General features: G+C 72.0%; 24 protein-coding genes and 1 riboswitch. Of the genes, 4 read left to right on the forward strand and 20 right to left on the reverse strand.

From position 1 onward, the window contains the following. The first annotated feature begins 3 nt into the window (after nt 1-3). Genes DEJ46_RS06610 through DEJ46_RS06620 form a run of 3 tightly spaced genes read left to right on the forward strand, consistent with a single transcriptional unit; the run spans nt 4 to nt 3,056 of the window. Nucleotides 4-825 (forward strand): STM4013/SEN3800 family hydrolase, encoded by an 822-nt coding sequence (locus DEJ46_RS06610; RefSeq protein WP_150274180.1) that lies wholly within the window; start codon nt 4-6, stop codon nt 823-825. Beyond that, a complete protein-coding gene (locus DEJ46_RS06615) occupies nt 822-2,171 on the forward strand; it encodes an STM4012 family radical SAM protein (protein ID WP_150264619.1) in 1,350 nt (449 codons plus the stop codon). The genes DEJ46_RS06610 and DEJ46_RS06615 overlap by 4 nt, the downstream gene beginning before the upstream one ends. Nucleotides 2,172-2,180: 9 nt before the next feature. Next, complete coding sequence (locus DEJ46_RS06620; RefSeq protein WP_150264620.1) at nt 2,181-3,056, forward strand: STM4011 family radical SAM protein; 876 nt, start codon at nt 2,181-2,183, stop codon at nt 3,054-3,056. Here the strand turns inward: DEJ46_RS06620 and DEJ46_RS06625 are convergent. Continuing rightward, a complete protein-coding gene (locus DEJ46_RS06625) occupies nt 3,043-3,837 on the reverse strand; it encodes an SGNH/GDSL hydrolase family protein (protein WP_150264621.1) in 795 nt (264 codons plus the stop codon). The two genes, DEJ46_RS06620 and DEJ46_RS06625, sit on opposite strands and share 14 nt — an antisense overlap. 185 nt (nt 3,838-4,022) lie before the next feature. Further along, on the reverse strand, nt 4,023-5,048 hold the full coding sequence (locus DEJ46_RS06630; RefSeq protein WP_150264622.1) for a M23 family metallopeptidase: 1,026 nt from the start codon (nt 5,046-5,048) through the stop codon (nt 4,023-4,025). A 4-nt stretch (nt 5,049-5,052) separates the two neighbouring features. Then, nucleotides 5,053-5,209, reverse strand: a riboswitch (cyclic di-AMP (ydaO/yuaA leader). A gap of 393 nt (nt 5,210-5,602) precedes the next feature. Here DEJ46_RS06630 and DEJ46_RS06635 point away from each other — a divergent pair. Beyond that, a complete protein-coding gene (locus DEJ46_RS06635; RefSeq protein ID WP_190622472.1) occupies nt 5,603-6,424 on the forward strand; it encodes a tyrosine-protein phosphatase in 822 nt (273 codons plus the stop codon). Nucleotides 6,425-6,459: 35 nt separating this feature from the next. Here DEJ46_RS06635 and DEJ46_RS39030 read toward each other — a convergent pair whose 3' ends face one another. From DEJ46_RS39030 to DEJ46_RS06720, 18 genes are all read right to left on the reverse strand, one after another. Then, nucleotides 6,460-6,615, reverse strand: a complete 156-nt coding sequence (locus tag DEJ46_RS39030) for a DUF6126 family protein (RefSeq protein ID WP_167534180.1) — start codon at nt 6,613-6,615, stop codon at nt 6,460-6,462. Between the two features lie 35 nt (nt 6,616-6,650). After that, complete coding sequence (locus DEJ46_RS06640; protein ID WP_150264624.1) at nt 6,651-7,280, reverse strand: helix-turn-helix domain-containing protein; 630 nt, start codon at nt 7,278-7,280, stop codon at nt 6,651-6,653. A gap of 95 nt (nt 7,281-7,375) precedes the next feature. Further along, nucleotides 7,376-8,761, reverse strand: coding sequence for an aspartate aminotransferase family protein (locus tag DEJ46_RS06645; protein WP_150264625.1), 1,386 nt, complete (start codon nt 8,759-8,761; stop codon nt 7,376-7,378). Between the two features lie 10 nt (nt 8,762-8,771). Further along, on the reverse strand, nt 8,772-9,794 hold the full coding sequence (gene hpnH, locus DEJ46_RS06650) for an adenosyl-hopene transferase HpnH (protein WP_150264626.1): 1,023 nt from the start codon (nt 9,792-9,794) through the stop codon (nt 8,772-8,774). A 7-nt stretch (nt 9,795-9,801) separates the two neighbouring features. Next, on the reverse strand, nt 9,802-10,491 hold the full coding sequence (locus DEJ46_RS06655) for a 1-hydroxy-2-methyl-2-butenyl 4-diphosphate reductase (protein WP_150264627.1): 690 nt from the start codon (nt 10,489-10,491) through the stop codon (nt 9,802-9,804). Then, entirely contained in the window at nt 10,491-12,476 is a 1,986-nt protein-coding gene (shc, locus tag DEJ46_RS06660) for a squalene--hopene cyclase (protein ID WP_150264628.1), read from the reverse strand. Before shc ends, DEJ46_RS06655 begins: the two co-directional genes overlap by 1 nt. A 108-nt stretch (nt 12,477-12,584) precedes the next feature. Continuing rightward, the gene (locus DEJ46_RS06665; RefSeq protein ID WP_190622474.1) at nt 12,585-13,685 is read right to left on the reverse strand and encodes a polyprenyl synthetase family protein; all 1,101 of its coding nucleotides are present in this window, start codon (nt 13,683-13,685) and stop codon (nt 12,585-12,587) included. Then, entirely contained in the window at nt 13,682-15,082 is a 1,401-nt protein-coding gene (gene hpnE, locus DEJ46_RS06670; RefSeq protein ID WP_150264629.1) for a hydroxysqualene dehydroxylase HpnE, read from the reverse strand. Before hpnE ends, DEJ46_RS06665 begins: the two co-directional genes overlap by 4 nt. Before the next feature lie 145 nt (nt 15,083-15,227). Beyond that, the gene (hpnD, locus tag DEJ46_RS06675) at nt 15,228-16,178 is read right to left on the reverse strand and encodes a presqualene diphosphate synthase HpnD (RefSeq protein WP_150264630.1); all 951 of its coding nucleotides are present in this window, start codon (nt 16,176-16,178) and stop codon (nt 15,228-15,230) included. Next, nucleotides 16,175-17,086 carry a squalene synthase HpnC gene (hpnC, locus tag DEJ46_RS06680; protein ID WP_150264631.1) on the reverse strand — a complete coding sequence of 304 codons (912 nt, stop codon included), beginning with the start codon at nt 17,084-17,086 and terminating at the stop codon, nt 16,175-16,177. Before hpnC ends, hpnD begins: the two co-directional genes overlap by 4 nt. Nucleotides 17,087-17,398: 312 nt before the next feature. Continuing rightward, entirely contained in the window at nt 17,399-18,052 is a 654-nt protein-coding gene (locus DEJ46_RS06685) for a TetR/AcrR family transcriptional regulator (protein ID WP_150264632.1), read from the reverse strand. A gap of 120 nt (nt 18,053-18,172) precedes the next feature. Then, nucleotides 18,173-18,958, reverse strand: coding sequence for an ABC transporter ATP-binding protein (locus DEJ46_RS06690; protein ID WP_150264633.1), 786 nt, complete (start codon nt 18,956-18,958; stop codon nt 18,173-18,175). Next, complete coding sequence (locus DEJ46_RS06695) at nt 18,951-19,880, reverse strand: ABC transporter permease (RefSeq protein ID WP_150264634.1); 930 nt, start codon at nt 19,878-19,880, stop codon at nt 18,951-18,953. Before DEJ46_RS06695 ends, DEJ46_RS06690 begins: the two co-directional genes overlap by 8 nt. Nucleotides 19,881-19,928: 48 nt before the next feature. Continuing rightward, nucleotides 19,929-20,774 carry a glycosyltransferase family 2 protein gene (locus tag DEJ46_RS06700; protein ID WP_411757813.1) on the reverse strand — a complete coding sequence of 282 codons (846 nt, stop codon included), beginning with the start codon at nt 20,772-20,774 and terminating at the stop codon, nt 19,929-19,931. A gap of 47 nt (nt 20,775-20,821) precedes the next feature. Then, entirely contained in the window at nt 20,822-21,601 is a 780-nt protein-coding gene (locus DEJ46_RS06705; RefSeq protein WP_079037334.1) for a CDP-alcohol phosphatidyltransferase family protein, read from the reverse strand. After that, complete coding sequence (locus DEJ46_RS06710; RefSeq protein ID WP_150264636.1) at nt 21,579-22,640, reverse strand: iron-containing alcohol dehydrogenase family protein; 1,062 nt, start codon at nt 22,638-22,640, stop codon at nt 21,579-21,581. The genes DEJ46_RS06705 and DEJ46_RS06710 overlap by 23 nt, the downstream gene beginning before the upstream one ends. Continuing rightward, the gene (locus DEJ46_RS06715; RefSeq protein WP_150264637.1) at nt 22,628-23,365 is read right to left on the reverse strand and encodes a sugar phosphate nucleotidyltransferase; all 738 of its coding nucleotides are present in this window, start codon (nt 23,363-23,365) and stop codon (nt 22,628-22,630) included. The genes DEJ46_RS06710 and DEJ46_RS06715 overlap by 13 nt, the downstream gene beginning before the upstream one ends. Beyond that, on the reverse strand, nt 23,362-25,182 hold the full coding sequence (locus tag DEJ46_RS06720; protein ID WP_150264638.1) for a DUF5941 domain-containing protein: 1,821 nt from the start codon (nt 25,180-25,182) through the stop codon (nt 23,362-23,364). The genes DEJ46_RS06715 and DEJ46_RS06720 overlap by 4 nt, the downstream gene beginning before the upstream one ends. Nucleotides 25,183-25,235: the final 53 nt, after the last annotated feature.

The raw sequence follows: 25,235 nt of genomic DNA on the forward strand, positions 1-25,235 counted from the left end.
GACATGAACGCGATCGTCGGCAGCCACGATCTGCTCCTCGTCACCCTCGACACGCTGCGGTACGACGTGGCGGCCGAGCTGGCGGCCGAGGGACGCATCCCGAATCTGGCCCGGCATCTGCCCGGCGGGGTCTGGGAGCGGCGGCACGCGCCCGGCAGCTTCACGTACGCCTCCCACCAGGCGATCTTCGCCGGCTTCCTGCCGACGCCGGACGCCCCGGGACCGCACCCCCGGCTGTTCGCGGCCCGCTTCGCGGGCAGCGAGTCGACCGCCGGCGGGACCTACGTCCACGACACCCCGGACCTGGTCTCGGCGCTCGCCGGCGAGGGCTACCGGACGGTCTGCGTCGGCGGGGTGGGCTTCTTCAACAAGCAGCCGCCCCTCGGCTCGGTCCTCCCCGGCCTGTTCCAGGAGAGCCACTGGGAGCCCTCCTTCGGCGTCGCCTCCCCGACCTCCTTCGAGTCCCAGGTGACCCGCTCCGAGGAGGTCGTCGCCGCCCTCCCGCACGACCGGCGGCTCTTCCTCTTCGTCAACGTCTCCGCGCTGCACCAGCCGAACTGGTTCCACCTGCCGGGGGCGACCCGCGAGGCCGGGGACTCCCGGGCCACACACGCGGCGGCCCTCGAGTACGTCGACCGGCACGTCGGCCGGCTCTTCGCCGCGATGAGCAGCCGGCGCCCCTGCTTCGCGATCGTCTGCTCGGACCACGGCACCGCGTACGGCGAGGACGGCCACACCGGGCACCGGCTCGGCCACGAGGTCGTGTGGACCGTGCCGTACGCGCAGTTCGAACTGGCGGGCCCGGAGCGGGAGACCGCGGCATGAGCGACCGCACCGCCCCGCGCCCGTACCGCAGTTACGTCTACGCCTACCCGCACAAGACGGCGTACCGCCCGCTCCCCGACCCCGCGCCCGCCCTCTCCGACCTCTGGCGGGACGAGCCGAAGGACGCGCTCTCCCTCTACGCGCACATACCGTTCTGCGAGGTCCGCTGCGGCTTCTGCAACCTCTTCACCCGCATCGGCGCCCCCGACGAGCTGACCACCCGCTATCTGGACGCCCTCGACCGCCAGGCCGCGGCGGTCCGCGAGGCGCTCGGCGACGCCGCCCCGGTGCGGTTCGCCACGGCCGCTTTCGGCGGTGGCACGCCCACCTTCCTCACCGCCGCCGAGCTGGAGCGGCTCTGCGACATCGCCGAGAAGCGGACGGGGGTCGATCTGCGGGCGGTGCCGCTCTCCGTCGAGACCTCCCCCGCGACCGCGACCGCCGACCGGCTCGCGCTCCTCGCCGAGCGGGGCGCGACACGCCTGAGCATCGGGGTGCAGAGCTTCGTGGAGGCGGAGGCGCGGGCCGCCGTCCGGCCGCAGCGCCGCGCGGACGTCGAGTCGGCCCTCGGCCGGATCCGGGACACCGGAGTCCCGGTGCTCAACATCGACCTCATCTACGGGATCGACGGCCAGACCGAGCGGTCCTGGCACTCCTCGCTCGACGCGGCGCTCGCCTGGCGCCCCGAGGAGCTGTACCTCTACCCGCTGTACGTCCGGCCGCTCACCGGCCTCGGCCGGATCTCCCCGGCGGACCGGGAGCGGGCCGACCGCGAGTGGGACGAGCGACGGCTGCGGCTCTACCGCTACGGCCGGGACCACCTCCTCGCCCACGGCTACGAGCAGGTGTCGATGCGGATGTTCCGGCGGACGGACGCCGCGCCCCTCGGCCCCGACGACTACGCGTGCCAGACGGACGGGATGATCGGCCTGGGCTGCGGGGCCCGCTCGTACACCTCGGCGCTGCACTACTCCTTCGACTACGCCGTCGACATGCGCGAGATCCGCTCGATCATCGACGCCTACACCGAGTGCGCGGACTTCTCCCGCGTCGAGGTCGGCCGGTGGGTCGACGCGGAGGAGGCCCGCCGCCGCCATCTGCTCCAGTCGCTGCTCCAGGCCGAGGGCATGCCCGTCGCCGGTTACGAGGAGCGGTTCGGCTCCTCCCCGTTCGCGGACTTCCCCGCGGAACTGGCCCGCTTCGAGGCGCTCGGCTGGCTCGACGCGGAAGCCCCGGAGGGGCTGCTGCGGCTCTCGCCGGAAGGGCTCGCGTACTCGGACGGGCTCGGCCCGGAGCTGTTCTCGCCGGACGTGCGGGCCGCCATGGCCGCGTACGAGCCGAAGTAGGGGGCGGCCGTGGACCTGACGCTGCTCTACCGCGGCCCGCTCGCCTCCTGCGACTTCGACTGCCCCTACTGTCCCTTCGCCAAGCGCCGGGACAGCCGCGAGCAGCTGCGCGCCGACCGGGCCGCGCTCGACCGGTTCACCGGGTGGGCCGCCGCGCAGACCGGCGACCGGCTGCGGATCCTCTTCACCCCGTGGGGCGAGGGCCTGGTGCGCTCCTGGTACCGGCGGGCGCTCGTCGACCTGTCACGGCTGCCGCACGTCGAGCGGGTGGCGATCCAGACCAATCTGAGCTGCCGGACCGACTGGCTGGCGGAGGCGGACCCGGAGACCGTCGCCCTGTGGTGCACGTACCACCCGGGCCAGACGCCGTACGAGCGGTTCCTCGGCAAGTGCCGCGAGCTGGCGGACCGGGGCAACCGGTTCAGCGTCGGCGTGGTCGGTCTGCCCGAGCACCGGGACGACGCCCGCCGGCTGCGCGCCGCCCTGCCGCCGCACGTCTACCTCTGGGTGAACGCGGCCGAGGGGCACACGTACACGGACGCGGAGGCCGGGGAGTGGACCGGGATCGATCCGCTCTTCCCGTACAGCAGGCGGCCGCACCGCTCGGCGGGGCTGCCGTGCCGCACCGGCGAGTCGGTGATCTCGGTGGACGGCGAGGGGACGGTGCGGCGCTGCCACTTCGTCAAGGCCGAGCTGGGAAATCTGTACGACGGTTCGTACCGCGCGGCGCTGCGCCCCCGGGCCTGCCCCCTCGCCGTCTGCGACTGCCACATCGGCTACGTCCATCTGGAGACGCTGCCGCTGTACGACGTGTTCGCCGGCGGGGTCCTGGAGCGGATCCCGGCCGGCGGCCCGTCGTCCCTCGGGCAGGTCAGAGGGGCATGAGGTCGGGGCGCTTCGCCTCGACGTGGTCGCCCGAGCTCTCGCCGCGCAGCCTGCGCCCGATCCAGGGCACGAGGTACTCCTTGGCCCAGTGGATGTCGTCGCGGCGCACCTCCAGCGTCCCGCGCGGGGGGCGCGGCGGCCACGGCTGGTCAGGGTCTGCGGGCACCGACAGGCCGATGACCTGGGCGGCGCGCAGGGCGACCCGGGTGTGGCCGTCGGGCGAGAGGTGCAGCCGGTCGTCGTCCCAGGCCCGCAGGTCCTGCACGGACTTGAGGGACCACAGGTCGAGGACCGGGCAGTCGTAGCGGTCCGCGATGGACCGGACGTGAGCGGTGTACGTGGCGATCTTCCCGCGCAGGTGCTTGAGCACGGGGATGTCGCGGGTGTCGAAGCCGGTGGTCACCATCACGGTGCCGACGGCGGAGGTCAGGTCCGCGACGGCGCGCTCGAAGCGCTCGGCCACGTCGTCGGGGTCGGTACCGGGCCGGATGATGTCGTTGCCGCCGGCACAGAAGGTCACCAGGTCGGGGGCGAGTTCCTTCGCCCGGGGGACCTGTTCCGCCACGATCTGGTCGAGCAGGCGTCCGCGTACGGCCAGGTTGGCGTAGCGGAAGTCGTCGTGCTCCGGCAGCTGGTCGGCGAGCAGGACCGCGAAGCGGTCCGCCCAGCCGACGTACGTCCCGTCGGGCCCGGGGTCTCCGACGCCCTCGGTGAAGCTGTCACCGATCGCCGCGTACGACCCGAATGCGTTCTTGTCTCTTGATCTCGAATCGTCTGCCACGGGGGCACATCCTTCCCGTTCGGATGTGACCTACGCGACCGTAAGGAGGGGTTGACGGCGGGTGACATATGCCACCGATAAAGATTCTCCCAAGCCGGAATAGCTCCCGGAGTTTGTCAGGAACGCGCCGACGGTCCGGCACGGAGGTGCCGGACCGTCGAGCGAGTGCCTCGGAGCGAGGGGGCTCAGATGGAGACGCCGTGCTGGCGCAGGTAGGCCAGCGGGTCCAGGTCGGAGCCGTAGCTCGGCGAGCTGCGGATCTCGAAGTGCAGGTGCGGGCCGGTGGAGTTGCCGGTCGAACCGGACAGGCCGATCTGCTGGCCGCCGCTCACGGACTGGCCGGACGAGACGGAGAGGGAGGAGAGGTGGGCGTACTGCGAATAGGTGCCGTCGGCGTGCTGGATGACGACCTCGTTGCCGTAGGCGCCGCTCCAGCCGGCCGAGACGACGTTGCCGGCGCCGACGGCGCGGACGGTCGTGCCGGAGGAGGCGATGAAGTCGACACCCGTGTGGTAGCCGGAGGACCACATGGAACCGGAGGCGCGGTACGGGGTGGAGATGCCGCCACTGACCGGGGAGACCCAGCCGGTCGAGGAGCCGGTGGACTGCGCGGCGGAGGAAGAGCCGGCGTCCGACTGCGCGGCGGTGGCGGCCGGGGCGGAGGAGCGCTGGCTGCTGCGGGAGGCGCGGGTCTCGTCGGCCGAGCCCTGCGACGAGTCGCTCTTCGCCGCGGCCTTCGGGGCTGCCTTCGTGGCGGCCTTGGGAGCCGCCTTCGGGGCGGCGGCCTTGGGCGCGGCGCTCTTCGGAGCGGTGGCGGTGCTCTTCGCGCCGAGGGTGAGCTTCATGCCGGGCAGGATCAGCGAGGGGTTCTCGCCGACGACCTGGCGGTTGTCCGCGTAGAGCTTCTGCCAGCCGCCCGCGAGGTGGTGCTCGGCGGCGATCTTCGACAGGTAGTCGCCGCTGACGACGGAGTACGTCTTGGGCGCGGCCTTCGCAGCGGCGGGCGCGGCCTGGAGGGCGGCGGGCGCCTTCGCCTGAGCGGCGGCGACGGCCTGGGCGGGGACGGCGGCCGGGGCAGCCTGCTCGGCGGCGTGGGCTCCGGTGGCGCCGAGGAGCGGCAGCGCGACGACGGCGCCTCCGGTACCGGCGGCGACGAGTCCACGCGTGAGCGGGTTGATCCTGGGACGGCGGTGCTTACCCTTCGCGGGCATGGCGAATTCCTCTCCGGCGCCTACGAGGTGAGCTGTCGGGTTCGGACTGGAGATGCCCGGCCGCGTTCTCACGCGGCTTCACCCCGAGCCGTCCTGTTGTCGCGGGACCGGCGTACTACCTGGGTCCCCCGCTCCTGCCACGCATGGGATGAGTGCGGATTCCGGACGGTGGCAGGATTCGGCGGTCCGACCGGATTGACGGTGACGCTAGACGAGCGGGGTCGGAGCGAACAAGCCGCAGATTTCCGCCGGCATTACACGGGCTGCATTCCTTACGGAATTCCGGTCACCCTCCGTCGATGACGGTCCCTCGATTTCCCTTTTCCGTACGGCAATTGCTTCGGGCCCTCGGCCACGATCCGTCACTTCTATGACCCTGCTCACGCGTCACCCCCCATCTCGCCTGTAAACAGGGCGTGTTCCACCTAAAGGTCTATTTCGGACAGATCGGCCATTCCCGTCCGAGGGGGTGCGCCGACCCGGCCCCACCTGGATGATTGCCCTAGGAACCGATCTCGCATCGGCCCCCGAACGACGACCCCCCAGGAGCATCCGTGACGCAGCAGTTGCCGCAGGTCCCGCCCACCGAAGCGAACGAACCCGAGCTGGCCGAGGTCCGCAACTTCCGGGACGTGGGCGGCCTGCCGACGACGGACGGGCGTGCCGTGCGACCCGGCCGCCTCTTCCGCAGCGGCCACCTCGCCCACGCCACCGAGACCGACGCCGCCTTCCTCGCCTCGCTGGGCCTGCACACCGTCTTCGACTTCCGCAACGAGGCCGACCGCAAGGTCGAAGGCGCGGACGTCGAGCTCCCCGGCGTACGGAACGTGAACATCCCCCTCAACGACCCGGCCGACGGCAAGGAGTTCTGGAAGCTGGTGCGCGACGGCGACATAGCGCAGCTGCGGGAGATCCTGGGCGACGGCAAGGCGGCAGCCCGAATGTCCGACTCGTACCGAAAGATGGTGGTCGAGCGCACCTCTGAGCACAGCCGGATCCTGCACTCCATGGCCGAGGAGAGCGTCCCGGCCCTGATGCACTGCGCGGCGGGCAAGGACCGCGCCGGCCTCTCCATCGCGATCACCCTGCTCGCCGTCGGCGTCGAGCGCGAGGCGATCGAGGCGGACTACGTGAAGTCGAACGAGCCGCACCGCCGCTACAAGGTGCGCCGCAGCTCCACCGCCGCGGACGCGATGTCGCCCGAGGTGATGGAGCTGCTGAGCCCGCTCTTCGACGCGCGGGTGGAGTACCTGAGGGCCGCGCTGGAGACGATCGAGGCGACCTGGGGCTCGGTGGAGACCTACCTCACGGAGGGGCTCAAGCTGGCCCCCGAGACCCGCGAGCGGCTGCGGGAGCGCCTGCTCACCGAGGTGTGACCCGGCCGGGTCAGGGCCTCCCCGGGCCCTGCCCCCTACTGGTTCTGGCCGCCGAGCATGAAGAGCAGGTAGAGGAAGCCGGCGAAGAGGTGACCGGCGATCAGGTAGGCGAAGAGGCGGAGCACGAGCCCCTTGGGGAACTTGCCTTCACCGCGCTCTTCGCCGGTGACCGGTGCGGACTTCTCGGACATGTCGGTCCTTTCTTCTCGGACAGGATCACGCGGGTTCAGCGCCGGTGCGGGGTTCCGTCACCGAGGCACAGCTCGGCGACGGGACTCTGCATCAGGGTGTGCACGAAGAGCAGCTCGGCCCCGCCGGAGGTGGCGGCGCCGATACGGTGCGGGGTCAGCGAGTCGAAGTGGGCACTGTCCCCGGGATCGAGGACGTGGACGGCCTCGCCGAGCGCGAGCCGCACCCGCCCCTCCAGGACGTGGATCCACTCCTCGCCGGGGTGGACCCGCACGATGTCGGCCCGGGTGGCGTACGGCACGTGGACGCGCAGGCACTGGAGCGCGCGCCCGGCGCCGCCGGCCTGCCGGTAGATCCAGCCGTCGGCCTCGACGGGCTCGGAGCGGCCGGCCCGGACGACGGGGTCCCGCTCGGGCGGCGCCTCGCCGAGAAGCTCGGAGACCGTCGTACCGTAGACACGGGCGAGGCCGAGCAGCATCGGCAGCGAAGGCTGCCGGTTCCCCGTCTCCAGTCGGGAGAGGTGGGCCGGCGAGAGGCCGGCCCGCTGGGCGGCCGCCTCCAGGGTGAGTCCGCGGCGGCGGCGCAGGGACCGCAGCTGCGGGGCGACGTCGGGCAGGACGCCGGAGGTGGCGGGGTCCGGGGAGGCTTCCCCGGGGACGTGGTCCATGCGTCCATTGCGCCAGGATCATGCCTCTGAGGCAAGTTTCTTGCCTCAGAGGCAAAGATCGGCAGTGGCCGGTACAAGTCGGTGATCCGTACGGCTCAGCGCTGCGCCACGGCCTGCTTCACCAGGGTCTTCCCGAAGTCCCACATCAGCCCGCCGCCCCCGTGGGCCTCGTCCATGACCGCCGTGAAGGCGGTGACGAACCGGTCCACGTCCGCCTCGTCGACGATCAGCGGCGGGATCAGCTTGATCACCTCCAGATGGTCCCCGGAGACCTGGGTGAGGATGTGGTGCCGCTGGAGCAGCGGCACGACGACCATCTGCGCGAAGAGTCCCTTGCGGGCGGCCTGCAGCATCGTCCAGCGGCCGCGCAGCCCCAGCGAGGACGGCCGGCCGAACTCGATCCCGATCATCAGGCCGCGCCCGCGGATCTCGTGGAGCAGCTCGTAGCGGGGCACGAGCTCCTTGAGACGGCCGGAGAGCAGGTCGCCGATCCGGCGGGCGTGGGCGACCGTGCCCTCGTCCTCCATGACCGACAGGACGGCGAGCCCGGCGGCCATGGCCTGCGCGTTCGATCCGAAGCTCGCCGAGTGGACGAGGACCCGGTCCATCGACGAGTAGACCTTCTTGAAGATCCAGTCCTTGCCGAGGGTGGCGCCGACCGGCACGTAGCCGCCGGAGAGCGCCTTGGCGACGCAGACCAGGTCGGGTTCGACCCCGGCCTCGTGCTGGTACGCGTAGAAGTCGCCGGTCCTGCCGAGGCCGGTCTGCACCTCGTCCGCGATCAGCAGCGCGCCGTGCCGGTGCAGCAGCTCCTGGGCGGCGGGCAGGAAGCCGGGCGGCGGCTCGTGGACGCCCTTGCCCTGGATCGGCTCCACGACGAAGGCGGCCACGTCGCCCCGGAGCAGCTCCCGCTCCAGGGCTTCGAGGTCGCCGAGGGTGATCGCGGTGTCCGGCAGGAGCGGGTCGAAGCCCTCCCGGAAACCCCGCTCGCCGTTGACGGAGAGCGAGCCCGTGGTGAGCCCGTGGAAGGCGTGGGAGCAGTAGAGGACCCTGGGGCGCCCGGTGGCGTACCGGGCGAACTTGAGGGCGGTCTCCACGGCCTCGGTGCCGCTGTTCCCGAAGAAGACGCGGTCGAGGTGCGGGCTGTGCGCGAGCAGCCGTTCGGCGAGCAGTCCCGGCAGGGGCTGGCAGTCGAAGCGGGTGAGGTCGGCCAGCTGGGCGTCCAGGACGTCGTGGAGGGCCTTGCGGACGACGGGGTGGTGCCGTCCGAGACCCATCACGCCGAAGCCGGCGAGCATGTCGAGGTGGTCGACACCGTCGGCGTCCCAGAAGTGGGCACCCTCGGCCCGCTCGTACACCTTGTCGAAGCCGATGGTGTGGAGCATGCGCGGCAGCTGGTGGTTGAGGTACTTGGCGTGCAGCTCGTAACGCTCGCCGCCGCGCTCGGCGAGCAGCGCCCGCAGGTCGAACTCCCCGCTCATGCCGGCCGCCTCACCGGTTGTTCCCCGAGACCGTTTCCCTGATCGCCCGCAGGGACTCCTTGAGGGAGCCCATGGTGGCGAGGACGGCGGTGGGTTCGTAGCCGCAGTGCGCCATGCAATTGGCGCAGCGCGGGTCCTTTCCGCGGCCGTACTTGTCCCAGTCGGTGTCCTCGACGAGTTCGCGGTACGTGGGGACGTATCCGTCGCTCATCAGATAGCAGGGGCGCTGCCAGCCGAAGAGCGAGTAGTTGGGAATGGCCCAGGCCGTGCAGGGGAAATCGGCCTTTCCTTCGAGGAAGTCCAGGAAGAGCGGCGAGTGGTTGAGGCGCCAGCGGCGCCGGTTTCCGCCCGCGAAGGCCTTCTTGAAGAGTTCGCGGGTCTGCTCGACGCCGAGGAAGTGCTCCTGGTCGGGGGCCTTCTCGTAGGCGTAGGCGGGCGAGATCATCATTTCGTCGACCTGGAGGTCGTCGTTGAGGAAATTGAGCACCTCGATGATGGTCTGCGGAGTGTCCGTGTTGAAGAAGGTCGAATTGGTGGTGACACGGAAGCCGCGCCGCTTGGCCTCCTTGATGGCCGCCACCGCCTCGTCGAACACACCCTCCTTGGCGACGGATTCGTCGTGCCGCTCGCGCAGGCCGTCGATGTGCACGGCGAAGGCGAAGTACGGCGAGGGGGTGAAGTCCGCCAGCTTCTTGCGGAGCAGCATCGCGTTGGTGCAGAGGAAGACGTACTTCCTCCTGGCGACCAACTGGCGCACGATCTCGTGGATCTGAGGGTGCATCAAGGGCTCTCCGCCCGCGATGGACACCATGGGGGCGCCGGACTCCAGCACCGCGCCGACCGCCTGCGCGACCGGCATGCGCTGCTTGAGGACACCCGCCGGGTGCTGGATCTTCCCGCAGCCCTCGCACTTGAGGTTGCAGGCATAGAGCGGCTCCAGCTCGACGATCAGCGGGAACTTGTCCCGCTTGCGGAGCTTCTGTTCGAAGAGGTAGGTCCCGACCCTGATGGACTGACGGAGCGGCATGGCCATAACTCGTTCACCTCCTGGGGAGCAGCAAAGAACGGTGCCATTCGAAGAACGCGGGAAGGACGGCACGAAGGACACGGAAGGCTGATATTCCCCCGCGTACCGTGCCGATCCGGACCAGTTCATGTTCTGGAGCGTCCACGACCACCCGGACGGCCGCAACCGGGCGCGCGTCCGGCCCGCTCCCGAGCCGGCCGGCCTCCCGCGCGGTCCGCAGGGTCGCCGCGGACTCCATGTCGACGGCGATCGCGCCGGTGGCCAGCAGCGCGGCCCGCTCGGGGCCGCGCACGACATGGTCGGAGCCGCTCAGCGGGCCGGTGTGGACGGTCCGCCCGGGCACCGCCCTGACCAGCGCCTTCACCAGGAGCTCGGTGCCGACGCAGGGGGTCGTGCCGTCGGCGCCGCGGGTCTCCTCCGCGACGATCAGGTCCCCCGGGTGCATGCCCGGGGCGAGCCCCGCGCAGAACCCGGAGGCGATGACGGCGGCGTCCGCCCACCGCTCCTCGCCGAGCACCCGGGCGACCGTCCGCTGGGCGTGGGCGGGTCCCATGCCCGTACGCACCACGGTCACCGGGCCCGGGGCCCCGCCGCGGTCCCCGCCGCGCAGGGCGAACCGCTCGATGCCGAGCGCGCAGGCGATCAGCAGCGGCGGAGCGGTACCCGGGCGGGAGGCCGGGTCCGGGCCCGGCTCGCGGCCCATCAGCGCTCCTTGCCGGGCGAGGGCTCCCCGTACACGTAGCGCCCGAGCGCCGTGAGGGGGAAGACCTGCCGGTACAGGTGGTAGTTGATGGAGAAGTCCCAGGGGAAGCCGGTCCCGGTGAAGTACGGCTCGTCCCAGGAGCCGTCCTCGCGCTGCGTCTCGGCCAGCCAGGCGACTCCCCGCCGGACGGGCCCGGAGTCACGCTCGCCGGCCGCGAGGAGGGCGATGAGCGCCCACGCGGTCTGTGAGGCGGTGGAGGCACCGCGCCCGATCCACGCCTCGTCCTCGTACGAGCGGAGGTCCTCGCCCCAGCCCCCGTCCTCGTTCTGCACGGTCCCGAGCCAGCGGACGGCCCGGCGTACCGCCGGATGGGAGACGGGCAGTCCGGCGGCGGTGAGCGCGGGGAGCACCGAGCCGGTGCCGTACACGTGGTTGACGCCCCACCGCCCGAACCAGGCCCCGTTCGGCTCCTGGTTCGCGAGCAGCCACTCGATGCCCCTGCGGGTACGGGGGTCCTGGGCCCGCCCCTCGTAGGCCAGCATCTCCACCACATGGGCGGTGACGTCGGCGGAGGGCGGGTCGACGACCTCCCCGAAGTCGCAGAAGGGGAGCTTGTTGGGGAAGGGGCTGGTGTTGTCGGCGTCGAAGGCGGCCCAGGCGCCGTTGCGCGACTGCATGCCGAGGGTCCAGCGGGTGCCCCGGGCGACGGCCGCGTCCACCCGCGCGGGGTCGGGGTGCCTGACCCGGCGCAGGGCGAGCAACACCTCGGCGGTGTCGTCGATGTCGGGGTAGTTGTCGTTGTGGAACTCGAACGCCCAGCCCCCCGGGGGCAGTCCGGGACGCCGCACCGCCCAGTCCCCGGTCCGGGTGATCTCCTCGTCGAGCATCCAGTCGACGGCCTTGACCAGGGCCGGATGGTCGGGCGGGAGCCCTCCGTCGGCGAGCGCGATGGCGGCGAGACAGGTGTCCCAGACCGGCGACTGGCAGGCCTCGATCATGCGGGAACCGTCCTCGCGCCAGACCGCGAAGCGGTCGAGGGACTCCAGGCCCGCCCGCATGACCGGGTGCTCGAGGTCGTAGCCGAGGAGGTGGAGGGCGATGACCGAGTAGACGGCGGGGGGCTGGATGCCGCCCCAGCAGCCGTCGTTCTCCTGGCGCTCGACGATCCACCGCGCGGCCACGTTCATGGCGGTCCCGCGCAGCGCGCGCGGAGCGAACCGGTGGTAGGTGTGCAGTGCCTTGTCGAGACGCTGGAAGATGCCGTCCCAGCCGGTGGCCGGGGCGAGCGGCCGGGGCGGGTTGGGCCTGGCCGGGTCGGTGTGCAGTTCGTCGAGGGGGAAGGGCGCGGGGCGGACCGGGCGCTTCGCCGAGACCACGGTGAGCGGCACGATCGTCTGCCGGGCCCAGCAGCCGAAGTCGTAGATGTTGAGCGGGAACCACTTCGGCAGGAAGAGCAGCTCGGGGGGCAGCTCGGGCAGGTCCTCCCAGCGCCACCAGCCGAAGAGGGCCAGCCAGATCCGGGTGAACACCCGGGCGGAGGCGATACCGCCCCGGGCGCGCACCCAGGCGGAGGCGCGGGTCATGTGCGGGGCCTCGGGCGGGTCTCCGGCGAGCCGCAGGGCGACGTAGGCCTCGACGGTGGCGGAGACCTCGCCGGGTCCGCCGTAGAAGGTGGCCCAGGCGCCGTCCTCCCGCTGTTCGCGGCGGATGTGGAGCGCGGCGGCGCGGAGGGTGTCGGCGTCGAGGATGCCGAGGAACTGGCGGAGGAGGAGGTCCTCGGCGTCCATGGTGACGTTGGTCTCCAGGTCGCCCTTCCACCAGCCCGCCGGGTCCTGGCGGGCGAGCAGGTGCTCGACGGCGCGCTCCGCGGCCCGTGCGGCGGCTGCGTCGAGGCCCGACGCGGAGGCGTCGGTGTCGTGCGTGGTGCTGGCCGCGGTCGCCCTGGGGCCCATGGCCCCGGCACTTCCGTCGGTCGTCGCTGTCATGGCTTCCCCTTTGCGGCAGTCGGTTACTTCTGCTTCTACGGGTCTGCCGTCGGCCGGCGCCGGATGGCACCGGCCGGCGACCGCGAACTCATATCAGGGTGATGGTGATCATCTCTTCCGTACGACCACGAAGTCGGCCAGCGCGGTGAGCTGTTCCCGCACGAGGGCGGGCATGTCCACCTCGTGCAGGGCCGCGATCGCGACGGCGTGCTGGCGGCGGGCCTCCTGGGAGGTCCACTCGCGTCCTCCGGCCTCCTCGATGAGGGCCGCCCGGAGGGCGAACTCCTCCTCGGAGAAGGTGTCGAAGTCGTTGGACTTGGCGTCCTCGGCGAGCAGTCGGCCGAGCTGCTCGGAGGCGGGGCCGCCCGCGGCGAGGGCCGCGACGACCGGCAGCGACTTCTTGCGCTGGCGCAGGTCGCTCCAGGTCTGCTTGCCGGTGGCCTCCGGGTCGCCCCAGATGCCGAGGAGGTCGTCGACGGCCTGGAAGGCGAGCCCGAGGTGGTACCCGTACTCCTCCAGCTTGTCGGCGGTCCGGTCGTCGGCGCCGCCGAGGACGGCGCCGATGGAGACGGCGCAGGCGAGCAGGGCGCCCGTCTTGTTGCCCTCCATCTCCAGGCACTCCTCGACGGTGACCCGCTCGCGGTGCTCGTAGGAGATGTCCTGGGCCTGGCCGTCGATGAGCTTGCGACTGGCGGTGGTGAGCCTGCGGGTCGCGCGGCCGGCCTCGACGGTGCCGAGCTCCAGCAGGATCTCGTTTGCCAGGGCGAACAGCGCGTCGCCGACCAGGATGGCCTGGGCGGGGCCGTGCACCTTCCACACGGTGTCGCGGTGGCGGCGCTGCTCGTCGCCGTCCATCAGGTCGTCGTGGAGCAGTGAGAAGTTGTGGACGAGCTCCACGGCGACGGCGCCGGGGATGCCGACCTCGGGCGCGGCGCCCGCGGCCTCGGCCGACAGCAGGGCCAGCGCGGGGCGGACCGCCTTGCCGCCGTCGCCGTCGGCGGGGTTGCCGCCGGCGTCGATCCAGCCGAAGTGGTAGGCGGCCACGGTGTCCATGGGCGCGGCGAGGCGGTCGACGGCCGCCCGCAGTACGGGGGTGGACAGGGTCCGCCCCCGCTCCAGCAGTGCGGACACGTCCGCGGTGTCGACGGCCGGATTACCCGGCGGCACAGTCGGCACGGTCTCTCCTCTAGTTCCGGTACTCACAGTCATGCCGCCTCCTGCAGCGGATGGTCATGACGGCGGCCGAGGGTGGAGAGCGCCGCGCCCGCTGCGCTGAAGCCGCTGCGGACGGCGCCCTCCATGGTCGCGGGCCAGCCGGTGGCGGTCCAGGATCCGGCCAGGTAGAGGCCGGGGACCCGGGTGCGGGCGCCGGGGCGGAGCCGGCCGACGCCCGGGGAGGGAGCGAACGTGGCCGTCCGCTCCCTGGTGACGAAGAAGTCGCGGATCCCGGCGCCGCGGGCGGCGGGCAGCAGCCGCTCCAGCTCCGGGAGGTAGCGCTCGCGCAGGACGGCGACGGGCTCGTCGATCTCGTCCTGGGCGGCGGACTGGGAGACGGCGAGGTACTGGCCGCCGCCCTTCAGTCCGGAGGAGTCGGTGCGGTCGAAGACCCACTGGACCGGGGAGCCGAGCGCGGTGAAGAAGGGCCGCTTCAGCACCTTGCGGTCGTAGACGACGTGGAGGTTCAGGATGGGCGCGGTCTCGATGTCGAGCAGCCGGTCGGGGTCGTCGAGGGCGCCTTCGGGCAGCAGGGCGTGCGTCTCGGCCTGCGGTACGGCGAGGACGACGACGTCGGCCTCCAGGGTCTCCCCCGGCACCTCGACGGTCCAACGCCCGTCTTCGGTACGGGAGATCCGCTCGGCCTTGGTGCGCAGCGCGGTGCGGACGCCGAGGGCGTCGAGCTCCTTCGCGGCCCGGGTGTCGTGGAGTTCGCCGAGCGGGACGTGGGCCCAGCCGATGTCGGCGGCACCGGGCTCGGAGAGGAGCCCGGTCTTGAAGACCATCGCGGCGAGCCCCATGGAGGCCTGCGGGGCGGGGGCGTTGAGGGTGGGGATGCCGACCAGGTCCCAGAGGGCCTCGACGGTCCGCGGGGACTGACCGTGGCGGCCGAGCCAGGTGGCGAAGTCGATGCCGTCGAGTGCCGGGTCGGCGGGGTCGAGCTTCTTCAGGGCGAGCGCGGCCCGGCCGACGGACGCACGCTCGGCGAGGGAGAGGTGGGGGTACGTGGCGAGGCTGCGCGCGAGGTGCAGCGGTACGGGGAGGGCGTCGCGGCGGATCCGGCCGAGCCGGGGGCCGCGGGGGTGCCCGACGTCCAGGACGGGGACGTCGAGGCGGTCCTGGAGCGGGGCGAGCCGGGCGCCGTCGATCCGGTCGAGGAACCAGCGGTAGGCGGTGCAGCAGCGCAGGTACACGTGCTGGCCGTTGTCGACGGTGAGGTCCCCGCGGCGGAAGGAGAAGGCGAGGCCGCCGAGGCGGGGCCGGCCTTCGAGCAGCGTGACGCGGACGTCGGCCTCGGCGAGCTGGAGGGCTGCCGTGACGCCGGCGAGCCCGCCGCCGACGACGACGGCGTGGGGCTGCCGGGAGCTGTGCTCGGTTCCGTCGGTCGTCACGCGGCCTCCGTTCGGGTCGGGTCGGTCGGCGGGAACACCACGGACGGGCAGGCCGTGGCCAGGTGCCCCGAGGCGTGGGGTACCCCGGGCAGGGACGCCGGGACGGCGCTCCGGGTTGCCCGGCGGACGGAGGCGTGCGGGCGCATCAGGCACGCCTCCTGACCGTGCGCCGGGCGATGTGGCGGGTGTCGAGCCCGGAGAGCCCGCGTACGGCGACGTACGCCTTCTCCCGTCCCGGCAGCGAGACCCGGCCGCGCAGCACGGCCTCCGGGTCGCGCTCGATGCGGTCGAGCAGCCGCCGGTAGATGCCCGCCATCGCCGCGACGCACGCGCCGCTGCGCCGGTCGAGCATCGGCAGCAGCCGGTAGCCCTCGGCGAAGAGGGCGCGGGCGCGCCGGACTTCGAAGTGGACGAGCCCGGCGAAGTCGGATCCGGGCGGCGGGGTCGCGCTCCCGAAGCCGTCCCCGCAGCCGAACTTGGCGAGGTCGTCGGCCGGCAGGTAGGTGCGGCCGTTCCCGGCGTCCTCACGGACGTCCCTGAGGATGTTGGTGAGTTGGAGCGCGAGGCCGAGGGTGTCGGCGTACTCGGGGGCGCGGTCGGCGCCGTGGGCGCCGGGCTGGGTGCCGAAGACGCCGAGCGAGATCCGTCCGATCGCGCCGGCGACGCAGCGGCAGTAGACCTTGAGGTCGTCCCAGCTCTCGTAGGTCGCCCCGCGCACGTCCATGAGGACGCCGTCGATGAGCTCGTCGAGACCGCCGAGCGGGATCGGGAAGCGGCGGGCGGCGTCGGCGAGCGCGACGGCGACGGGGTCGGTGTCGTCCTCCTCGACCTTGCCCGCGCGGACGCGGTCGAGCAGCATGCGGGTGCCTTCGAGCCGCTCCCGCTTGGCCTCGACGGGGAGCGTGCCGTCGCCGATGTCGTCGACGCGCCGCGAGAAGGCGTAGAGCGCGGACATCGCCTGACGCTTGTCGGTCGGCAGCAGCCGGATCCCGTACGCGAAGTTACGGGCCTGCTGCCCGGTGACCGCCTCGCAGTAGCTGTAGGCGGCCAGGACCGGTGCGGACGACTGGGGCTGTCCCTCCACGGTCGCGTTCACCCCTCTCTCCGCGCCCGGAGCAGAACCGCTCCCACCTGGCGCATCAGGCTCGGCTTGGTGGCCTTCGGTGGGCCGGTCAGCACGTCGTATCCGGCGTCGGTGATGGCGTCGAGCGCCGAAAGACCTCCGCCGGTGAAGCCCGCGAGGAGCAGGCGGAGCCGGCCGTGGACGCTGCCGACGAGCGGGGCGCCCGCGTCGAGCAGCTCGCGGGCCCGCCCGGCCTCGAAGGCGATCAGGGCGCGCACCGAGGCGCCGGCGGTGGGCCGGGCGAGGTCGTCCTCGGTGACGTGGAAGCGCTTGAGGTCCTCGGCGGGCAGGTAGACACGGTCGTTGCCGAGGTCCTCGGCGACGTCCTGGAGGTGCTCGACGATCTGCAGCGCGGTGCAGATCTCGTCGGAGCGCCGGATCCGCTCGGGGGTGTCGGTGCCGGTGATGGCGAGGACGAGGCGGCCGACGGGGTTGGCGGAGAGCTCGCAGTACGCGAGGAGGTCGTCGTACGTCTCGTACCGGCTGACCAGCTGGTCCTGGCGGTTGGCGGCGATCAGCCCGAGGAAGGGCTCTGGGGTGAGGCCATGGCGCCGGACCGTCGGCTGGAGGCCCCGGAGCAGGGGGTGGCGGGGGGTGCCGTCGAAGACGCGGCGGAGGTCGGCCTCGAAGGCGTCGAGGAAGGCGAGCCGGTCCTCCGCCTCATCGGGGCCGAGGCCGAGGTGCCGGGCGTCGGCGCCGCCGGGGGCGAGGTCGCCGTCGCCGATGTCGTCGACGAGACGGGCGAAGCCGTAGGCGGCCATCAGGTCGTCACGCCAGGCCCGGGGCAGGAAGAAGGGTGCCACGGGGAAGTTCTCGTCCGCGGCCTTGCCGAGGGTGGCGCGCGAGGAGGCGTCGGGGCGCGCCTGCCGGGTTTCCGTCACAGGTCGCTGCCCGCCGGAGGGACGGCGAGACCCTCGTGGAGCTGGAGATTCTGCGTCATGGCCGTCACGACTCCCGTTCTACACTGCCGATCCAATCCATCCTATTTCGGACACGCCGCCGACTCCTGCCCGCCGGGCCGTCTCCCGGCGACCCGATGGCCGTGGGGTATCGCCCTACTTGCCTCGAAACAGACCGGTCCAGCTTACGTTGTACGACGGCAGTCGTCGTTCCGGGGTGGCGGGGAGCCGGGACTTCATCCGTACGGGTCGCCAACCCGCTTGCACGGAAAGGGAGTTCGAGTCCGGAAGAGATCAGAGCTCGCGCGTGCCGGAGACGACCATGGCCAGGGTGGATTCGACGACGTCGTCCCTGCGCTGCGCGGGCAGCCGCCGCAGGGGGCCGTCGAGCAGGAGGAGTGACAGTCCGTGAACGGCCGACCACGCGGCGGCTCCGGCGGCGGGCCGTCCGTCGGCCCGGGGGCCGCCGGCCTTGGCGAGGCCCTCCAGGGCCTCCCGGAGCAGGGTGAACGCGCGGATCTCCGGCTCGGGCCCCGGCGACGGCCGGCCGACGGCGGGCTCCTCTGTCTCGGCGGGGCGGGGGACGCAGAAGGCGGCCCGGTAGAGGCCGGGCTGGTCCACGGCGAAGCCGACGTACCCCCTGCAGAGGGCGACGAGCCTGCGCTCGGCGGCCAGGGCGGGGTCGTCGGCGCCGGGCTCGCGGGCCGCGGCCCGCTCCATGGAGTCGGCGAGCCGGCACTGGGCGTGGAGCTTGACGGTACGGAGCAGTTCGCCCCGCCCGTCGAAGTGCCGGTAGGCGGCGGTGGGCGAGACGCCGACCCTGCGGGCGGCCTCGCGCAGGACGACCCGCTCGGGGCCTCCGTCGGTGGCCAGGTCGACGGCGGCGCAGATCAGCGCGTTGCGCAGGTCGCCGTGATGGTAGGTCTTTCCCCCCGAGATCGCTGGCATGCGCTCATCCTGCCCGATGTTGACCACATGAACATTCCAGGTGGAGGCGCGACGCGCGGAAAATGGAGGAACCCCTGCCGGGTGACTTCCGGCAGGGGTTCCACACAGGTCGGGCAGGCCTCAGCGGGCGGTCTCCCGCTCGTACGCCTTGAGGACCTCGTCCGTGGGGCCGTCCATCAGGAGCTGCCCCTTCTCCAGCCAGAGCACCCGGTCGCAGGTGTCCCGGATGGACTTGTTGCTGTGGCTGACGAGGAAGACCGTGCCGGCCTCCTTGCGCAGCTCGCGGATGCGCTCCTCGGAGCGGATCTGGAACTTGCGGTCGCCCGTCGCGAGCGCCTCGTCGATGAGGAGGACGTCGTGGTTCTTGGCGGCCGCGATGGCGAAGCGGAGCCGGGCGCCCATGCCGGAGGAGTACGTGCGCATCGGCAGGCTGATGAAATCGCCCTTCTCGTTGATGCCGGAGAAGTCGACGATGCCTTCGTACCGCTCGCGCACCTCCTCGCGGCTCATGCCCATGGCGAGGCCGCCGAGGATGACGTTGCGCTCGCCCGTCAGGTCGTTCATGAGGGCCGCGTTGACGCCCAGGAGCGAGGGCTGGCCGTCGGTGAAGACCTTGCCGCTCTCCGTGGGGAGCAGGCCGGCGACGGCGCGCAGCAGGGTGGACTTGCCGGAGCCGTTGGAGCCGATGAGACCGATGGCCTCGCCCCGGTAGGCGGTGAAGGTGACGCCGCGGACGGCGTGGACCTTGCGGACGCCACGGCTGACCTCGGCCTTGCCGCGGCCGACGATCCGGCTGAGCGCCGCGGTGGCGCTGCCCTTGCCTCCGCCGCCGGTGTTGACCCGGTAGACGATGTGGACGTCGTCGCAGATGACGGTGGGGATCTTGCTCGGGTTCGGGTCAGCCACGGCCGTACCTCTCCTCGGCCTTCCAGAAGTAGACGAAACCGCCGATGCCGACGACCAGCGCCCAGGCGAGGGCGGTCATCCAGACGTGGTCCGGAAGGTTCTGCGCGCCGTAGCCGTCGATGAGGGCGAAGCGGATCAGGTCCATGTAGACGGCCGCCGGGTTGTACATGAGGACGTCGGCGATCCAGGCCGGCTTGTCGGCGAGCATCACCGGGATCGAGAACATGACGCCGGACGCGTACATCCAGGTCCGCATGATGAACGGCATCAGCTGGGCGAGGTCGGGCGTCTTGGAGCCCATCCGCGCCACGATCATGGCGAGTCCCACGTTGAACACGAAGTGCAGGAAGAGCGCCGGGATCACCAGCAGCCACCGGAGCGTGGGGAAGCTGCCGAAGGAGAGCACGATCGCCACGAGGACGATCATCGAGAACAGCAGCTGCTGGAGCTGCTGGAGCGAGAAGGAGATCGGGAGGCTGGCCCGCGGGAAGTGCAGGGCCCGGACGAGTCCGAGGTTGCCCGAGATCGCCCGCACGCCGGCCATGACCGAGCTCTGGGTGAAGGTGAACACGAAGATGCCGGTGACCAGGAAGGGGATGTAGACCTCCTTGGTCATCCCCTGCCCGGCACCCAGGATCAGCCCGAAGATCAGGTAGTAGACCAGGGCGTTGAGCAGCGGGGTCGCCACCTGCCACACCTGGCCCAGCTTGGCCTGGCTGTACTGGGCGGTCAGCTTGGCCGAGGAGAAGGCCAGGATGAAGTGGCGGCGGCTCCACAGCTCGCGTACGTACTCGAACAGCCCGGGCCGGGCGCCGCTGACCGAGAGACCGTACTTCGCGGCCAGCTCGGCCGGGGCCAGGCCCTCGTCGACGGACGGGGGCGCGCTCGTCGCGACCGCCCCGCCCTGGTGTGTGTCACTCACAGTCGAAACTTTCGTGTTCAAGATGCGCGGCACGTCGGTACCACGATGTCAGACGACCGGGGGGCGACCCAGCCGGGTCAGGCGCCACACCGTACGCCACCTCATCGGGCGGCGCGGCCCGCAGGGAGTCGTCCACCCCTCGCGGAAACCGCCGAACCACGCCTTGAGCGCGGAGAGCGAGGGTCGACGTGCCAGGGTGAGCAGCAGCCAGACGCCGAGATACACCGGCACCAGGGGCGCGGGCAGATTGCGACGTGCCAGCCACACTCGGTTACGGGCCACGTTGAAGTGGTACGAGGCGTGGCGGGAAGGTGCCGTAGTGGGGTGCAACAGCACCATGTCGGAACGGTAGTCGATCATCCAGTCGGCGTCGAGCGCGCGCCAGGCGAGATCGGTCTCCTCGTGCGCGTAGAAGAACTCCCCCGGGAGAACGCCCACTTCGGCGAAGACCTTGGTGCGGACGGCGTTGGCGCCGCCGAGGAAGGTCGTCACCCGCGAGGAGCGCATCGGGTCGGAGGCGCGCAACCGCGGCACGTGCCGGCGCTGGGTGTCCCCGGTCTCGGGATCGGCGATGCGGAAGCTGATGATGCCGAGGCGGGGGTCCGCCGTGAAGGCCTGGCGGACCAGTTCGGCGGTGTCCGCGTGAGCCAGCAGTCCGTCGTCGTCGAGGAAGAGCAGGACGTCGACGTCGGTGCCGCCGGGGCCGAAGGCCTCGATGCCGATGTTGCGGCCGGCGGGGATGCCGACGTTCTCCGGCAGGTCGACGGTGCGGACCCCGTCGGGCACCCCGGTGACCGGGGTGCCCTGCCCGACGACGACGATCTCGACGGGGTCGCCCTCCTGCTTGGCGACCGAGTCGATCAGCGCGCGCAGGTCGTCGGGGCGGTTGCCCATGGTGATGACGACGGCTCCCACCTTGAGCGGAGAACTCACGGCGGGCCTCACTTCAGCCTGCTGGAGACCAGGATCGACACCAGGTGCAGCACGGTCTGGAGCAGCGCGATGCCGCAGAGGACGGCGACACCGAGCCGGGAGAAGAAGAGGTCGCCCCGGATCTGGTCCGCGATGGCGAGGACCAGGATCAGGAGGGAGGCCTCGATCCCCAGGATCAGCCGGTGGAACTTGAGCGCGGCGGCGGCCTTGCGGGCCAGCGCCATGCCGGAGGAGCGCGGCTCGGAGGCCGACTCCTTGACCGGCGGGAGTCCGCCCTGGTGCCGGGCCACGCCGACGAGGTCCGTCTCCGCCTTGATCAGGATCGCGCCGAGGGCGGCCAGCGTGCCGAGGAAGGCCCACAGCCAGTCGATGCGGCCCGAGCCCCACAGGTCGGCGGCGCGCAGGCCGAAGCCGACGAGGACCGCCGCGTCGCACAGGTACGCGCCGACCCGGTCCAGCCAGACACCCTGCAGCGAGAACTGCTGCTTCCAGCGGGCCACCTCGCCGTCGACGCAGTCGAGCAGCAGGTAGAGCTGGACCATCAGGACGCCGAGGACGGCGCCCGTGATGCCCGGCACGAGGAGTGCCGGGGCGGCGAGCACGCCGAAGACGGTCATCAGGTAGGTCAGCTGGTTGGGCGTGACCTTGGTGGCCACGAGCCGCCGGGTGATCCGCAGCGAGATCTCCCGCATGTACAGGCGGCCACCCCAGTGCTCACCGCTCCGCCGGTCCTTCACACCCGGGGGGTGGACGACCGGGCGGAGCTCAGCTACCGATGGCTTTTGCATAGTCGGCGTACGCGTCCCTGATCTCGTCGTCGGACAGGTCGAGGTGTTCCAGGATGGTGAAGCGGCCCGGCCGGGTCTGCGGGGCGAAGGACACCGCCTGGACGAACTCGTCCACGGTGAAGCCCATCTCCTCCGGCAGCACGGGCAGCCCGTGCCGGCGCAGGGTCTCGACCATCTGGGCGGAGCCCTCGTGGGCGCCGCGCAGGTGCATGGCGAAGGCCGCGCCGAGACCGCACTGCTCGCCGTGGCTCGCGGCCCGTGTCGGGAAGAGCAGGTCGAAGGCGTGGCTGATCTCGTGGCATGCGCCCGAGGAGGGACGGCTGTCCCCGCTGATCGACATGGCGATGCCGGACATCACCAGGCCCTCGGAGAGCGTGACGAGGAAGTCGTCGTCGCCGACCCCGCCGGGGTGGCGGAGCACGGCCTCGCCGGCGCTGCGGGCCATCGCGGCCGCGAGGCCGTCGACGGGCTCCCCGTTCACCTCGTGGGACAGCTCCCAGTCGGCGAGGGCGGAGATGTTGGAGATCGCGTCGCCGATGCCGGAGCGCACGAAGCGGATCGGCGCGTCCCTGATCACGTCCAGGTCGATGACGAGGGCGATCGGGGTGGGCACACCGTACGAACCCCGGCCGTTGTCGTTGTCCAGGGTCGAGATCGGGGAGCAGATCCCGTCGTGCGACAGGTTGGTGGCGATGGCCACCAGCGGCAGGCCGACACGGGCCGCCGCGTACTTGGTCACGTCGATGATCTTGCCGCCGCCGAGGGCGACCACGGCGTCGTACCGCTTGCCGCGCATGGCGTCGGCGAGCTTCACGGCCTCGTCGATGGTGCCGCCGGAGACCGGGTACCAGTCCGCGCCCGGCAGTTCGGACGCGAACCGGTCACGCAGCTTCAGGCCCGAGCCACCGCTGATGGCCACGGCGATCTTGCCGTTGCTGGAGATCCGCTGGTCCGCCAGGAGCGCGGACAGGTCGTCCAGCGCTCCTCGGCGGATGTCGACGACGACCGGCGACGGGATCAGCCGGGTCAGTACTGGCACGCGATCTCACGGCCCTTCGCGAGGTCGTCGTGGTTGTCGATCTCGACCCACTTGACGTCACCGATGGGCTCGACGTCGACGGTGAAGCCGCGGTTGACGAGCTCCTGGTAGCCGTCCTCGTAGTAGAGGTCGGGGTCGCGCTCGAAGGTGGCCTTGAGGGCGTCGGCGAGCTCCTCGGCCGCCTCGGCCTCGATGAGGGTGACACCGATGTACTCGCCGGTGGCGGTGGCCGGGTCCATGAGCTTGGTGATGCGCTGGACGCCCTTGCCCTCCTCGACGATGACCTTCATCTCCTCGTCGGCGAGCTTCTTCACCGTGTCGAGGGCGAGGATGATCTTCTGGCCCTTGCCGCGGGCGGCGAGGAGGGTCTTCTCGACGGAGACCGGGTGGACGGTGTCGCCGTTGGCGAGGATCACACCGCGCTTGAGGACCTCACGGGCGCACCACAGGGAGTAGGCGTTGTTCCACTCCTCGGCCTTGTCGTTGTCGACGAGGGTGATCTTGAGGCCGTACTTGGCCTCCAGGGCCTCCTTGCGGTCGTAGACGGCCTCCTTGCGGTAGCCGACGACGATCGCGACCTCGGTGAGGCCGATCTCGGCGAAGTTCTTCAGCGTCCCGTCGAGGATGGTGGTGTCACCGTCGACCGGCACGAGGGCCTTCGGAAGGGTGTCGGTGTAGGGGCGCAGACGCCGTCCGGCACCGGCTGCCAGTACGAGGCCGATCATGCTGTTTCTCCTTCGTCGTGAACGGCGGGTGCTCCGGAGGAGACCCAGAAACGGATGGACTCCACGAGCACCACGAGCGCGACGGCGACCGCGAGCGCGGTCAGTGCCAGGGTGAAGTCGTCACCGCGGTCCGCCAGGAGGGCGGCGAGAGCGACCACCAGGAGCGTGCGCCCCTCGTGTCCGCCGGTGACGCGCACCAGCCACGCGGGCGGCGCGCCGGTGCCACCGCGTATGCGGTAGACCGTGTCGTAGTGATGGTAGGCGACCGCCGCGACCAGGCCGAACGCCGCCGGAAGGGCGTGCGCGGAGTCGGACCGGGCGGCGAGCACCAGGACGGTGGTGTATTCGGCGGCGCGGAAGAGCGGGGGCACGAGCCAGTCGAGGGCGCCCTTGAGGGGGCGGGCGACGGCCGCGCCGGCGAGGACCGCGTAGCCGATGGCGGCGATCACGGTCTGCCGGTCGCCGAACGGCCTGTCGAGCACGGCGAAGAGCAGCCCGCCGGTCGCGACGGCGGCGAAGACGACCCCGGCGCCCCGGGCGGCCGGGCGGCCGAGGACGCGGGCCACCAGGCTCGCCGCCGGGCCGGAGTCGGCGAGGTCGGCGAGCGCCTGCGCGGCCCGGTCGGTCCGCTTCGCCTTACGGGTCACGGAGCGCAGGACCCGGCCCGCGGTGGTGTAGCAGGCGGCGAACGCGCAGCCGACGAGCAGCGCCCAGAAGACGATCCGGGGGCTGGTGGCGGCGGTGAGGACGGCGATCATCGCCCAGCGCTCACCGATCGGCAGGATGATTATCCGGCGGACCCAGACGGTCCAGCCGACGCTGTCGAGCCGGCCGGAGAGTGCGGCGGTGGCGCTCTTGCCCGCCGTGGAGTCGTAGGTGGCCTCGTAGAACGCGAAGTCCACGACGTGCCGGCAGGTCATGAGGACCATGGCGCCGAGCGCGAGCGCCCAGACGTCGTCGCCGTTGCGGGCGGCGCCGAGGGCGAGGCCCGCGTAGAAGGCGTACTCCTTGGCGCGGTCGAAGGTCGCGTCGAGCCAGGCGCCCAGCGTCGAGTACTGCAGCGAGTAGCGGGCGAGCTGCCCGTCGGTGCAGTCGAGGACGAAGGAGACGAGGAGGAGGACGCCGGCGGCGACGTAGCCGCCGCGCTCGCCGGTCGCCGCGCAGCCGGCCGCGATCAGCGCGGTGAGCAGCGAGGCGGTGGTGACCTGGTTGGGGGTCAGGCCGCGGCGCGCGCACCAGCGGGCGATGTAGCGCGAGTACGGGCTGATGCAGAAAGTGGTGAAGAAGCCGTCCTGGGCCTTGACGGCCGAGCGGAGGCGTACGGCCTCCTCGTCGACGGCCTCGACGGCGGCCCGCGCCTCGCGGCGGGCCTCGGCGTCGGTGGGCACGGTGGCGACGAGGGTGCCGAGCTGGGGGCGGTGCACCGCGACGCCCTCGGCGTCGAGTGCCTCGGCGAGGGTGCCGGTCAGGTCGGCGGCGGGACCGTCGGTGCCGGCGGCTCCCGCGGGCACGGTCACGGCCGTCGCGGCGGCCAGGGCGCGGCTGAGCGCGGGGCGGGCCTCGCTCTGCGCGGTGAGCGCGCCGGGCACGGCCTCGGCCGGGAACCGGGGGTCGGTGAGGGCGAGGCGCAGGGCGTGGAGGTGACCGACGAACCGGGGGTCGACGAGCGCGACGCGCTCGCCCGCCGGGACGGATGCCAGCAGGGTGCCGGTCTCCTCGGTGCCGGTGGCGATCCGGACGTCGAAGCCGAGCGACCGCAGATCAGCGTCGAGCGAGGATCCGGGTGCCGGCGGGCCGGTGAGGATGGCGGTCGACAGACGAACTCACTCCTTGGAGCTGACGAGGGGCCTGCGGGCCGTGGCGGCCCGGG

The organism is Streptomyces venezuelae, from assembly GCF_008642375.1.
Lineage (GTDB): Bacteria > Actinomycetota > Actinomycetes > Streptomycetales > Streptomycetaceae > Streptomyces > Streptomyces venezuelae_G.

Excerpts from the sequence above, each read along its gene's own strand:
- DEJ46_RS06705 (WP_079037334.1), bottom strand. The coding sequence starts at position 21,601 with ATGCAAAAGCCATCGGTAGCTGAGCTCCGCCCGGTCGTCCACCCCCCG.
- DEJ46_RS06630 (WP_150264622.1), bottom strand. The coding sequence starts at position 5,048 with ATGCCCGCGAAGGGTAAGCACCGCCGTCCCAGGATCAACCCGCTCACG.
- DEJ46_RS06615 (WP_150264619.1), top strand. The coding sequence starts at position 822 with ATGAGCGACCGCACCGCCCCGCGCCCGTACCGCAGTTACGTCTACGCC.
- DEJ46_RS06655 (WP_150264627.1), bottom strand. The coding sequence starts at position 10,491 with ATGGGCCGCGAGCCGGGCCCGGACCCGGCCTCCCGCCCGGGTACCGCT.
- shc (WP_150264628.1), bottom strand. The coding sequence starts at position 12,476 with ATGACAGCGACGACCGACGGAAGTGCCGGGGCCATGGGCCCCAGGGCG.
- DEJ46_RS06715 (WP_150264637.1), bottom strand. The coding sequence starts at position 23,365 with ATGATCGGCCTCGTACTGGCAGCCGGTGCCGGACGGCGTCTGCGCCCC.
- DEJ46_RS06665 (WP_190622474.1), bottom strand. The coding sequence starts at position 13,685 with ATGACTGTGAGTACCGGAACTAGAGGAGAGACCGTGCCGACTGTGCCG.
- DEJ46_RS39030 (WP_167534180.1), bottom strand. The coding sequence starts at position 6,615 with ATGTCCGAGAAGTCCGCACCGGTCACCGGCGAAGAGCGCGGTGAAGGC.
- DEJ46_RS06700 (WP_411757813.1), bottom strand. The coding sequence starts at position 20,774 with ATGGGCAACCGCCCCGACGACCTGCGCGCGCTGATCGACTCGGTCGCC.
- DEJ46_RS06685 (WP_150264632.1), bottom strand. The coding sequence starts at position 18,052 with ATGCCAGCGATCTCGGGGGGAAAGACCTACCATCACGGCGACCTGCGC.
- DEJ46_RS06610 (WP_150274180.1), top strand. The coding sequence starts at position 4 with ATGAACGCGATCGTCGGCAGCCACGATCTGCTCCTCGTCACCCTCGAC.
- DEJ46_RS06645 (WP_150264625.1), bottom strand. The coding sequence starts at position 8,761 with ATGAGCGGGGAGTTCGACCTGCGGGCGCTGCTCGCCGAGCGCGGCGGC.
- DEJ46_RS06640 (WP_150264624.1), bottom strand. The coding sequence starts at position 7,280 with ATGGACCACGTCCCCGGGGAAGCCTCCCCGGACCCCGCCACCTCCGGC.
- hpnH (WP_150264626.1), bottom strand. The coding sequence starts at position 9,794 with ATGGCCATGCCGCTCCGTCAGTCCATCAGGGTCGGGACCTACCTCTTC.